Annotated in this window: 15 protein-coding genes; 3 read left to right on the forward strand and 12 right to left on the reverse strand. The window is 42.4% G+C overall.

What is annotated here, in order from left to right; genetic code table 11:
* Positions 1-521 precede the first annotated feature (521 nt).
* From MWU84_RS21000 to ssb, 4 genes are all read right to left on the reverse strand, one after another.
* Complete coding sequence (locus MWU84_RS21000; protein ID WP_246905392.1) at positions 522-758, reverse strand: hypothetical protein; 237 nt, start codon at positions 756-758, stop codon at positions 522-524.
* Between the two features lie 17 nt (positions 759-775).
* Positions 776-1,138 (reverse strand): DUF6876 family protein, encoded by a 363-nt coding sequence (locus MWU84_RS21005; protein WP_246905394.1) that lies wholly within the window; start codon positions 1,136-1,138, stop codon positions 776-778.
* Positions 1,123-1,350, reverse strand: a complete 228-nt coding sequence (locus MWU84_RS21010; protein WP_246905396.1) for a hypothetical protein — start codon at positions 1,348-1,350, stop codon at positions 1,123-1,125. The genes MWU84_RS21005 and MWU84_RS21010 overlap by 16 nt, the downstream gene beginning before the upstream one ends.
* 76 nt (positions 1,351-1,426) lie before the next feature.
* The gene (ssb, locus tag MWU84_RS21015; RefSeq protein WP_246905398.1) at positions 1,427-1,810 is read right to left on the reverse strand and encodes a single-stranded DNA-binding protein; all 384 of its coding nucleotides are present in this window, start codon (positions 1,808-1,810) and stop codon (positions 1,427-1,429) included.
* Positions 1,811-2,656: 846 nt separating this feature from the next.
* Between ssb and MWU84_RS21020 the strand changes: the two genes are divergently transcribed.
* Complete coding sequence (locus tag MWU84_RS21020) at positions 2,657-2,860, forward strand: hypothetical protein (RefSeq protein ID WP_246905400.1); 204 nt, start codon at positions 2,657-2,659, stop codon at positions 2,858-2,860.
* Between the two features lie 44 nt (positions 2,861-2,904).
* Here the strand turns inward: MWU84_RS21020 and MWU84_RS21025 are convergent, their stop codons facing one another.
* Positions 2,905-3,693, reverse strand: coding sequence for an N-6 DNA methylase (locus MWU84_RS21025; protein WP_246905403.1), 789 nt, complete (start codon positions 3,691-3,693; stop codon positions 2,905-2,907).
* Between the two features lie 597 nt (positions 3,694-4,290).
* Positions 4,291-4,584 (reverse strand): hypothetical protein, encoded by a 294-nt coding sequence (locus MWU84_RS21030; RefSeq protein ID WP_246905405.1) that lies wholly within the window; start codon positions 4,582-4,584, stop codon positions 4,291-4,293.
* 473 nt (positions 4,585-5,057) lie between these two features.
* Between MWU84_RS21030 and MWU84_RS21035 the strand changes: the two genes are divergently transcribed.
* Together MWU84_RS21035 and MWU84_RS21040 are read left to right on the forward strand one after the other, a co-directional pair.
* Positions 5,058-5,216, forward strand: a complete 159-nt coding sequence (locus MWU84_RS21035; protein WP_246905407.1) for a hypothetical protein — start codon at positions 5,058-5,060, stop codon at positions 5,214-5,216.
* Between the two features lie 10 nt (positions 5,217-5,226).
* Positions 5,227-6,072, forward strand: coding sequence for a hypothetical protein (locus MWU84_RS21040; protein WP_246905410.1), 846 nt, complete (start codon positions 5,227-5,229; stop codon positions 6,070-6,072).
* A 774-nt stretch (positions 6,073-6,846) separates the two neighbouring features.
* On the opposite strand, the gene MWU84_RS21045 is transcribed toward MWU84_RS21040, so the two are convergent.
* The 6 genes from MWU84_RS21045 to MWU84_RS21070 form a co-directional block, all read right to left on the reverse strand.
* Positions 6,847-7,011 (reverse strand): type II toxin-antitoxin system HicB family antitoxin, encoded by a 165-nt coding sequence (locus tag MWU84_RS21045; RefSeq protein ID WP_093980789.1) that lies wholly within the window; start codon positions 7,009-7,011, stop codon positions 6,847-6,849.
* A 19-nt stretch (positions 7,012-7,030) separates the two neighbouring features.
* On the reverse strand, positions 7,031-7,822 hold the full coding sequence (locus MWU84_RS21050) for an AAA family ATPase (RefSeq protein ID WP_093980790.1): 792 nt from the start codon (positions 7,820-7,822) through the stop codon (positions 7,031-7,033).
* A gap of 8 nt (positions 7,823-7,830) precedes the next feature.
* On the reverse strand, positions 7,831-8,418 hold the full coding sequence (locus MWU84_RS21055; RefSeq protein WP_093980791.1) for a recombinase family protein: 588 nt from the start codon (positions 8,416-8,418) through the stop codon (positions 7,831-7,833).
* A gap of 121 nt (positions 8,419-8,539) precedes the next feature.
* Complete coding sequence (xerA, locus tag MWU84_RS21060) at positions 8,540-9,340, reverse strand: site-specific tyrosine recombinase/integron integrase (protein ID WP_232514141.1); 801 nt, start codon at positions 9,338-9,340, stop codon at positions 8,540-8,542.
* Positions 9,341-9,473: 133 nt separating this feature from the next.
* Positions 9,474-9,812, reverse strand: a complete 339-nt coding sequence (locus MWU84_RS21065) for a hypothetical protein (protein ID WP_150544843.1) — start codon at positions 9,810-9,812, stop codon at positions 9,474-9,476.
* A gap of 10 nt (positions 9,813-9,822) precedes the next feature.
* Positions 9,823-10,893 (reverse strand): permease, encoded by a 1,071-nt coding sequence (locus MWU84_RS21070; protein ID WP_246905411.1) that lies wholly within the window; start codon positions 10,891-10,893, stop codon positions 9,823-9,825.
* Between the last annotated feature and the right edge of the window lie 274 nt (positions 10,894-11,167).

Below are 11,167 nucleotides of genomic sequence, written 5' to 3' on the forward strand. Positions count from 1 at the left end.
GCGGAGCGAAAAACCGATTAGACCCCTTTAAAGACAAGGCTCCCCCGAGGTGGGGTTAGCCCCTCCGTCGAGGCCGAGGGGTCAGGCCGTGCCGAGTGGCCAAAAGGCTTTTGGGAGCTTGCGACCGTATCGGAAAATCGGGAGGGTTCCCCTGAAAGTGGGAAACCCGATTCTCCGGAAAAGCATTGCCGGCCAGCTCATGGGGGCACGGCCTATATTTGCCGTCGATGGAAGGGGGCCCCGCCGAGGGAACTGGAGCCTTGACAAGTAATGAGGAGTGCCACCCCTCGAAGTCCTTGCCGTAGAGGGCAAGGATCGCCTTTGGCGGGGCTTTTGCTTTTACTGCAAAAGGCATGACAAAGGCGACACGGAAAGTGCAAGAGGGTAGGGGGCGCGACTTCCGATTTCTCCCCCGGATCTGGCGTGTGTTTTTGCCTTTTCTGCAAAAACCATGACAGTATCCGGACGGCACAAAAAAAGCCCCTATAAAAGAGGCTTATATATTGCTTGGGGGAGACTTTCTATCCTTTCAGGGCAATGATGCCCAATAGAACCGAAATAACCGTTGTGGCTATTCCTATGACCCAAATAAAGGTCTTTAACGTATTCTCCATACGTTCCTCGACCCGTTCCATTCTGTCCAATACTTTATCCATATCATTTTCTACTTTATAGTCGATTAAGGCAAAGATAGTTTTTTTCTCATCCTTGCTGAAATTGGTCTTTCCCATTAACTGGTGTATCTCCGCTAGTTTCATATCATCGTGTTTTAGGGTTAGTACTCGCTAGGGAGCAAAAGTGTTCCGTTCGTATAATAAAAAGCAATCACGTCCAAAGGGAAATCGGTGTACCGATATTCGTGTACGTGCAATAGCTTTCCGTTGCCGTTCGTGTATTCCAAAGTGCCTTTCTCGTTGTCGCAAGACAACTGGACTTTGATAAATTCCGATTTGTCCTTTAGCGCATCACATTGGATGCTCACATCGGAAACCAACCAATGGGCGTTGCACGAATCAATGACGTATTGAGCGCCATCCGTCCAGATGACGTTGCACAATGGATGCTTATAAAAATTCTCCGTTCCGTGGAACTGTGCCAAGTTCTCACGTATCTCCTGTGGGCTTAAAGTAGTTTCCATAGTCTCTTACGTGCTTTTACAAGGGTTTCGGAAATAAAAAAGGAAGGTCTTTTCGGTGGCTCAATGACCTGGGCATCGATAACGTGGATTTGCTCAACCCCGTTGGCCTTGGTTCGCTCCACTACAACATCCGTAGGGAGAATGGATATATGGGAATCCTTTTTCTTGGCAAAGGATAGCCCACGGCTATTTTGACTATTTTTGTCTCTCATGATTATAACTGTTAAGGTTATGATTTAAAAAAGGGCGAAAGAGTTGAAAGGCTTCGCCCTTTTTACTGCATCAATCCTATTCTTCCTCCGTGGTTTGATTGGTGGATGCATCACCATTGGTTGCTGACTTCCTACCGCCGAACATCACGATTTCATCCGCTTTGACTTCGGTAATGCTTCTTTTGATGCCCTCTTTGTCCTCATAGGTTCTGTGGGTCAATTTGCCAGTTACACAAACTTCGCTTCCCTTTTGGAGATAGTTCTCTACCACGTTCACACGCTTTCCCCAAACGACAATATTGTGCCATTCGGTCTGTGTAATCGCCTCACCGTTGTTGTTGGTGTAGGTTTCATTTGTAGCCAATGAAAATTTCGCATTTTTACTGCCACTTTCAAAGGTCATGATTTCGGGGTCTTTGCCAAGATTCCCGATTAACGTTACTTGATTTTTGATACTCATAACTGTTAAGGTTTTAAAGGATTAATACTTATTTTAATACCTATACAATATACGCAATAAATGTAATAAATGCAAGCATTGTTTACATTGTTTACATTGTTTTCTTATCTTCTTTTTCTATTATAAATAGCTGTTTTATAGATATTTATGATATATCAGAGCCCTTAAAGATGTTGGGTTTCCCCGAGGTGGAGTCATCGCCCCCGTCGATGCCAACCCAACTGGCCGTGCGAGTGGCCAAAAGGCTTTTGGGAGCTTGCGACCATACCGGAAAATCGGGAGGGTTCCCCTGGAAGTGGGAAACCCTATTTTACGGAAAAGCATTGCCGGCCAACTCATTTTGCACGGGCTATCTTTGCCGTCGATGGGAGAGGCTTCGCCGAGGGAACAGAAACCCAACTGCAATTATTTGGAGGGCGCCCCCATGAAGTTCTTGCCCTGTACGGCAAGAATTGATCATTGGCGGGGCTTTTGCTTTTTCGCAAAAGGCATGACAATGACAACACTTTGTGCAAATGGATAAGGGTGCCCGACTTCCGATTTGGATACGCTCCCCAAGGTGGAAAGGAATACTTGTTCTTGAATACCGTTAGTTGTAAATCTCCTGCTCTATCTAGCCCTAGATGGTACTACATTGCCACTTACCATAACATCCTTTTTGATACGTCAACATAATTCCTATGCAAAGGTCTGGACGGTGCAAAACGGCACTACCGTATGACAAAATTTTTCGGCCTATCGGGAAAATTTTTGCTTCGGTCGCAAGCTTCCCATACGGGGCCAATTGCCCCCTGTGTCCTTGTCCTCTCTGGCATGTAATTAATGTTTAATCAAAAATTTAGCGTTATGTCCAAAGTAAAGTACAATGTAGCACAGACCATCGGGAGCTTTAAAAATGAAGCAGGAGAGAAAAAGTACAACTACCTAAACTTAGGGGTAGTCATCGAAAAAGAGAATGGCCACCTTTCCCTAAAGTTGAACGCCCTACCACTTCCCAATGAAAAAGGGGAAGTCTGGGTGAACCTTTACCCCGTAGAACGGGAGTATTGAACAATGGCCACAAGCCCCATTATGGGGCTTTTTTTATACTCCAATCAAAACAGGCTGATTTGGTTGGTCTTTGAATCCACGATGATGTCCGCCACTTCTTGAATGGGGCTTTTGGTTTCCCCTGAAGATTGCGCTGGCACTTTCTTGGGTTCTGGAAGGCCCAATTTCACCCTTATGTAATCATAGGCATGGTTCACGTTGTCCACAAATTCGATTTGGGGTACGCCCTGGTATTTGAGCCATCGGTTCACGATAAAGGCTCCCCTGAAGCTCTTTCCCGCAATCAGGCCATTATCACATATCACGATGCCGTGGATGCCGTGGTACATCAGGTTAAGGGCGCTCATCCGTGCACACGTAAAATCGATGTCGATAAGGCTGTGGAACATACCAGGTTTGACGCTGTTGCTGGCCAACGAGAATCGGGCCGAACCCGAACAGGGGTCGTTGAAGTTTTGGGCCTCTTTGTCAAGGGTAAGCTGTGCCATGAGCTGGCATACGTGAAGCGGGGTGAAGAACTGGGCAAAGTGTTTGTTGGTAAGGCTGTTGGCCTCGTAGAAGGTTCCGAAGACATCGTAAAAATCATTGTCGGTCGCTATCATCCTGTCCAAGATGTGTATGGTCTCTTGGATGAGCTGGCCGAACAATTGCCGTTCCTTCTCGCTGTACTTCTTTCGGATGGCCACAAGGTCCATTTTGTAATCGAACGACCAGGCGTTGATGGAAAGGTCCAAAAAATCCTGAAAGATGTAATACGTGCCGTGCCTACGTGAAAGCGAATCGAAGATGTTGCCGAACTTTTTCAGTTCCTCTGGCAGTCTGTTTTTAGCCATAATTTTTGTATAAGGGTTACTAATCATTTTTCTCATCGGCCCTTACACGGCCACAAGGTCCACAAAGCCATGAGGCACGAAATGGTGTGTGGTTCTGTGGTCGTCCCTTTGCTTGTGGAAAAATGGGGAGTGCCCTCAATGGCTCGAAGGATAGGGCAGGGGCAAGGCAAGTGCATCACTTTTGGAGTTCCCCCGTGAAGATCCACGACCTTTAGGACGGGGCGATGGGGGGAGTGGTCCCACGGTGGGGGAACGGAGAAATGTTATGCTCTTGTGCGCGGTTCTGAGGGTGTTGGTGCTTTTGTAGGCGGTAGGACTTCCGAATGCGTACCGGATCTGGTACGCTCGGAGTGTCCGGGAGACGGATAAAGTGCCAACTCCCGCAGGAACATGGGAAGTCTACTCGAATAGGATTCTTGTGGAATGCTTGTTTGACCTTTCTTCCCGTAATCGGGTTGCATCAGGGATAGAGCGTAAATCCATTTTATGGGGTTCCTAGCGTGTTTTGCATGAGGAAGCGACCAAGAAGCTACCGCAAGGCTTAAAACCGCTTAGAACGGCCCCAAAATGATTGGAGCGATAGCCCGCCTGGATGCCCTAAGTCTTTTTCATTACGGTATTTCGGTACTCTTCTTTTACGACCTCGTAAAGCTCCCCCAAACGCCTGTGGAAATCAACGGTCATTTCAAAGGTAAAATCCTTAAAGCCCACCTCAAGCATTTCCCCCGTTCCGATTCGGCCCCTGACCAAGAAGACCTCTGGCCTGTTGTTGAGCTCCGTGTCCAACATCTGCTCATAGGGCTGGGCGGCGAAAGCAAGTGTATTCGTAATCGGGTTCAATGAAAAAATCACCCTGAAACCGATTTCCCGATATTCTCTTTTGTACTCCATTTACCATATCCAAAGCATCTTTTAGGGTCGGGGATGTTCACCAAATCTAGGGCGTTGGCCCCAAACGTCAATTTCACGGGTTCATTGCCCATTGTGTCCAGCCCTCTTGTATCGGTTCAAATCCCAAAAACCCACAAGATGAAAAACTTTGAAATTATTTTAAACGTAGGAGAAGACCGCGCAAATTGCATTGAAATAGACGAACCGAAGGATTTTATCGTTGTCGATTACGAATTCCTTTGAAATCGTGTAGTTTACCAGCAGAATCGGACAGTTTACTAAAATCTGGATTCAAAGGACACTCAAAGAGTGTCCTTTGTTGTACTTTAGTGACAGATTTGAAGTTATATAAAAGTAAGAATCTACGTTAAATTCTGTTAATATAAGTTGTAGAAGTAAAGCTGATGTAAGGTCAAAAAAGCAAAACGGCTAGGTAAATTTGGGTAGTTATTAACCCTATAATTTATTTAGTTATGAAAGTACAAAAAGCTATTTGTGCCCTCGCCGTATTGTTCACCTTTGCAGTATTCACTTCTTGTGAAAAAAGCGATTTAGCGGAAGAAGAATCACTAATCGATGTTTCTGAAACACAAGCAATCGACGGCAAGGAAATCAAGGAAGAGGATACCTGATACCTTTTGGGTGGCGTTGGCCATCATAGGATTGTCAACGCTTCCCTATTTGCATGATTTTATTACGGATGCCGATGGGCTCAAATCTTGGGTTCCAAATCTCGGTATAGAATCCGTATTGACCGATGCGAACGGAAAAGTTCACGGGTTTTCCACCTATCGGGTGTTTCTCTATACGCTATTGATTTTCGTGTTTGCCTGTATCGGATGGGCCGGATGGTACCAGTCCGCTAGGTCAAAGTATTACGGTGGTGGCATCTTTTTGGTGCTGACCTCCGGAGCGTACCATGTGGCATTGATACTGTTCGATTTGAGAAAGACCGCTTTTAATGAGGCGTGGCCAAAGTTTTTTGTTTTACTAGGTTTGGCCGTGTTCATGGGATATTTGTGGTTCAGACAAAACAAACTGAGCTTCAGAAGGATTTTGGTGTGGGCGGTCCTGTTCATCATGGCCTTGCTTCCGTTTTTCCATGACATCATTACCGAAAGGGGTGTGGGTCTAAGGCCTTGGGTCCCCAATTTTGGAATCGAGCAAATGTTGACCGATAGTGAGGGATATGTTCGGGGCTTGGGAAGTTACAGGGTATTGGTTTATTTGTTTTGCATATATCTGTTTTCGCATTTGGGCTGGATAGGATGGTTTTTTGATGCTAGGGGCAGAAAGTTTCGTCCGTTCTTGATGGTTCCCGCTGCGCTCAGTTTTTATCAAGTGGTGGTCATTGCCATGTCATGGCGCGAAACGGAGTTCAATAGCCCAAATATCAAATTGTATATCACCATAGGCCTGAGCGTTCTGCTGGCCATCAACTTCTATTATAACAACAAGGTTTCCCCCAAAGCGAGCATAGTGGCCTAGTGACCTCATAGCTGCGAAAAGTGTCAATATAGCTCGGAGGCATTGAAAACATTGGCTTTCCGCTTTGACATCGTCCCAAAATTGAACAAAATGCCCAATTAAATTACCTAATTTATTATAATACAATTTTTTACGGACGCTAGCCCGTTTCGGGATTACACTACCATTTCATGGCTTTTAAAACGACTTGGGCGCAAAACGGTTAATGGACTATCTTTACGGAAATAAACCGATTATGTTTCTTTCCATTTTCTTAAAAGGCTCAATGTTCTAAGTATTCACTTAAAACATTGAAATCGTGAAACATTCAAAGCGATTTATAAAAGCCTTTGGTCTTACCCAAGAGGGACACATTGATTTTCCTAAAAAGATATCCAATATCCGCATTTCAAGGATTGACAACTACCGTAAGATGGGTGGTTGTTGGTTCTGTTTCCCCCATGGAATAGAGACCACTAACTCAAAATTTTCAAAACGTACCCGTAACTGGAAAAAATATAGGAGAAACCAATATAAACTTTGATTTGGGAGTGAACGCATAGCGGCTGAAACCGCCCGATGACCACATAGCTGCATAAACGGAAAACTTTGCTCGGAAATACCGAAAACACTGGTGTTTATCGATTAATTAAATTCCCCAGTTTTATTTATTGGTCTATATGGATGTAATGTGCAATAGGGTTTATTGAACGTACTGCCCAAGTGTTCTATTTTATGTTTATGCGATAATGAGATTCCTATTTTGTTTATTGGAACAACCACGGTAAGCTCTTTTCAGTGTTCTTGTCCGTGAAGGAGTTCCAAATGCAATTCAATGGCTTCCTTGATATTATTCTCGATTTCAGCTCTATCGGCACCAGCGGAAGTACACCCGGGAAGTTCCGGTACATAGGCACTCCAACCATCGCTGCTCTTCTCATAAATAATTTCGTATTCCATAAATCAAATTTAGGATATGTTATTTCAAAAACCTCAGATAGCTTTCCGGACTTTGTAAGAACGACCTGGTAATGGTATAGTGCTCCGTTTCCTCCAATGATACCTTGTTCATTCCTTTGTCCGTCACCTCATAAATATTTGCTCCGGGATACGCCATAAGCATGGGTGAATGCGTGGCAATGATAAATTGGGACATATGGGCCTTTAAGTGTGCTTGGATGAAATAGAGCAATGACAACTGTTTTGATGGGGACAATGCTGCTTCGGGTTCATCCAGCAGGAATATCCCACTTCCATTTATGGTATCGTCCATTATTTTCAGATAAGCTTCCCCATGTGAAAACCCCTGAAGGTCTTGGCCGTAGTTCTGCCGCATTTTATAAATCTGATAGTTTTGGTTATCCTTCATTTCCTGGATGATACGGTCCGGAACTTCACCATAGATATCCTTGAACGACTCGTGGAGCCTGGCATCCTCCCTATCGATACTGTTCAAGAGATCACCAAAGTCCTCTGCCCTGAAGAAAAATCCCCTTGGCCTCTCAATTTTCCAGTTCAATTGCAGATAAGGTGTCAGCGAACGGGCCGCCTTGAAACAATTCTTGCCATATCCGAACCCGTCCATATGTGGGAGTTGTAAACGAAGTGCCAATGTTTCAAGTAAAGTGGACTTCCCCGTTCCATTGTCCCCTATAATAAATGTGACTGGTGCGGACACATCGATATCCTTTGCAAACTTGATAGCACTGACATCGTAGGGAAACGGATGGGTCCGTTCCGCTATAACGCTAAGTGACGATAGGTACGGCATAGATCGGTTCAGGGTTTAACGGTTGAATCCGCCATTAGTGATTTTTCCACTCTATAGAAAGAGGTCTTTCCCAATTTTGCCCGCTTGCATGCATTATCGATTGAGACCCCTTGGTTCTCATAAAGATGTTTGGCGTAGTGGTACTTTTCAATTGTTTCCACTTTTGCACCCTTGGGCCTGCCCAAAAGCTTGTTTCGTTTTCTGGCATTGTCCAGTCCCACTTTGGTACGTTCACTGATTAGGTTTCTCTCGAATTCCGCAACCGCAGCAAAGATTTGTAGAAGAAATTTCCCATTTGCCGAAGTCGTATCGAATTCCGGTTCGCTCAGACTTTTGAAGTGTACCCCGGCCTCGTTGAAGCGGTCTATGAGTTCCACCATGTTTCTCAGGGAACGGAAAACACGATCGTTTTTGTAGGTAAGAATGGTGTCCCCCTTCCTCATGTATTTGAGCATCTCGTTCAGGCCCTTTCTATCATCTCTTGTACCGCTGGCGATATCGGTATAGATTTTCTCGCAACCCTCTTTTTCGAGCAAGGCAATCTGAGCTTCCAACTTTTGTTCGGGTGTGGACACCCTGGCATATCCGACCGTCATATTTGGTTCCGTAAAAGGTTATATAACGAAACTACTAAAAAGAACGACAAATGGAACTGTGAACGAATGTTTTTTGAAACGGATTCAACTGTGCCGTAAAACGGCCAATTTATGGAGCGGTTCAATCATCAAAAGGACTTGTCACATTCAACAAAGTAGGTTCAGTAACTTGGGTATAAATCATGGTCGTCTTAATGGAATTGTGCCCTAAAAGTTTTTGGATGATTCTAATATCGGTACCATTTTCCAATAGGTGCGTTGCGTAACTGTGCCTCAAGGTATGCGCGGTGATGTTTTTATTTATTCTCGCCCTTTTGGCAGCAGCCTGGAGAAGCTTGTTGAAACTTGACGAAGAATACCTGTCTCCCTTTTGGCCTTCAAATAGGTATCGTTTGGGCGTATATTCTTTATAGTACTCACGAAGCATTGACAAGGTTTTTTCAGATAAGGGTACTATCCTGTCCTTGTTGCCCTTTCCTGATTTAATATGTATCACCATTCTGGATGAATCTATATCCTTGATTTCAAGTGCAATCAACTCGCCTACCCTTAAGCCTGCACTGTAGACCACGGCTATCATGCTCTTATGCTTGATGTTGTTGGCTTTTTCAATGATTTTAAGAACTTCCTTTCTTGCGATGACTACGGGGAGCTTATTTGGCTTTCTACTCGGAAATAGATATTCCAAGTTAATGTTCTGACCGAAAATTTCTCTGTAATACAGCTTCAAGGCCATCGCTACCTGTTTCTGGTAGGAATAGGATACTTTCTTGGTGTGTACCATATGATAGAAGTACCTGTGAAGTTCGGTTTCATCAATCTTGTTCAGTGGCTTTTCAAAAAATTGAGTCGCCATCTTTACGATGGAAGAGTAACTCTCTATAGTGTTCCTGCTATACCGCTTAACCTCCAATATTTTCACAAAATCAGGCAATGACATAATAATATGAAGATATCGATTTATAGTGAAAAAGTACTATTTTTATCCAACATCAATATGGTTATGCGGAACTTTCCGGATATCCAGTAGTTATACACAAGCAAAACGAACACTTTTAGATTGTTCTTCGATAATTGAATAATGCGATATAATTAACAAGCATAACTAAAAGACCTAAACCTACAATAATTGCAGAGTGTATTAAATTAAGTTCTATAAACTTTTTATTTGCTCCTGATAAAATTGAATACCAAAGAATAGGGCAAAATACTCCAATCAATATAATATTACGTCCTGTTTTTATACCTAACTTGAATGACAGAATTCTGTCATTCAAGTTTTTATTGGTATGTGATCTAGTCTTTCCCTTAACTGCGTCAAAACATTTTCTTCCTATAAAAGAATAAGGACAAGCTTTGAAAAGGAAGTTAATAATATTTTTAAAAGATCTCATAAATTTCACTTTAAAAGAAAAAGTAAAAGATAAAACCTCCAACAATCGCCATTGTCATAACCGAAAGAATAAATGCCATTATTGCTTTTGGTTTTAACATTGAAGAGATGAGTGCTATTTCAGGTAAACTAGCACCCGTTCCGCCAATTATTAAAGCAATTGCCGCGCCCATACTCATACCTTTCACAATAAGTGCTTTTAATATAGGAATAGCCATCTCAATTCGCAGATATAGAGGAACACCAATTCCTGCCGCAATAGGGATAGCAAGTGGACTATCATTTCCTAGATATTTTTGAATCCAAGTATCTGGCACAAATGCTACTAAAGCAGCACTTATAACCGCCCCAATTAAAACATATGGAAGTATACGTTTGAACAATGCCCAACCAAACGAAAATGCCTCATTCAATTTCGGATTAGATTCACCACATACGCTATTTGATGAAGTACCGCAACTTGCAACTTGTTGAGATGAATTATTATTTGATGAAGTTCCACAACTTACAACCTGTTGAGATGAATTATTATTTGATGAAGTACCGCAACTTGCAACTTGTTGAGATGAATTATTATTTGATGAAGTTCCACAACTTACAACCTGTTGAGATGAATCTTCAACATTAGTGTCTTTGGAATCTAGGTTGATTCTTTTAACTTCATTCTTAATCGATGTTTTTCCAAAAAGAGTTCCGAATAAAACCGAACCGATAAAAACAATGAGAAAGTAAACCAATGCAACTTTCCACCCAAAAACACCAAAAATAAAACCTACCACAACAAAATTTGCCAATGGCGCTGAAAGTAAAAAAGAAAAAACCATAGCAAATGGTGCTCCCATCTCTACCATCCCCATTGATACTGGAACCATAGAGGCACTACAAAATGGTGTGGGAAGACCTAGCAATGCCCCCATTAAGCCACCAAACTTACCTGTTTTTGATAATCTCTTCTGAAGTTTCTCTAGTGGAACAAAGGCTCTTATTAAACCAGTAACAACCGATACCAATGCAATAATAATTACTAAACCTACACCTACATGTAAAAACTCATCTAATGCTAAACTTAATTTTTCGTTCATGATATTTATTCTTAAATCACATGCATATATGTACATATGCACATGTATATTTGTAAAAAAACTATTCCTATTTATTTTTTAATCAACTAATTCTATTTATAATTATCACGTCTATCTGATAATCATCTACTTATTCATTTACACTTTAAATCCTTCTTTCAAGTTTTTTTGAAAAAATTAATTTAATCCATTTTCTTATTTTTTTGTCATGATATTTATTTTAAATATTAGTAATACACATGCGCTTATCTACATATGTTGTGGTAAAAAAAAA

This window comes from Arenibacter sp. F20364 (genome assembly GCF_023015905.1).
Taxonomy (GTDB): Bacteria; Bacteroidota; Bacteroidia; order Flavobacteriales; family Flavobacteriaceae; genus Arenibacter.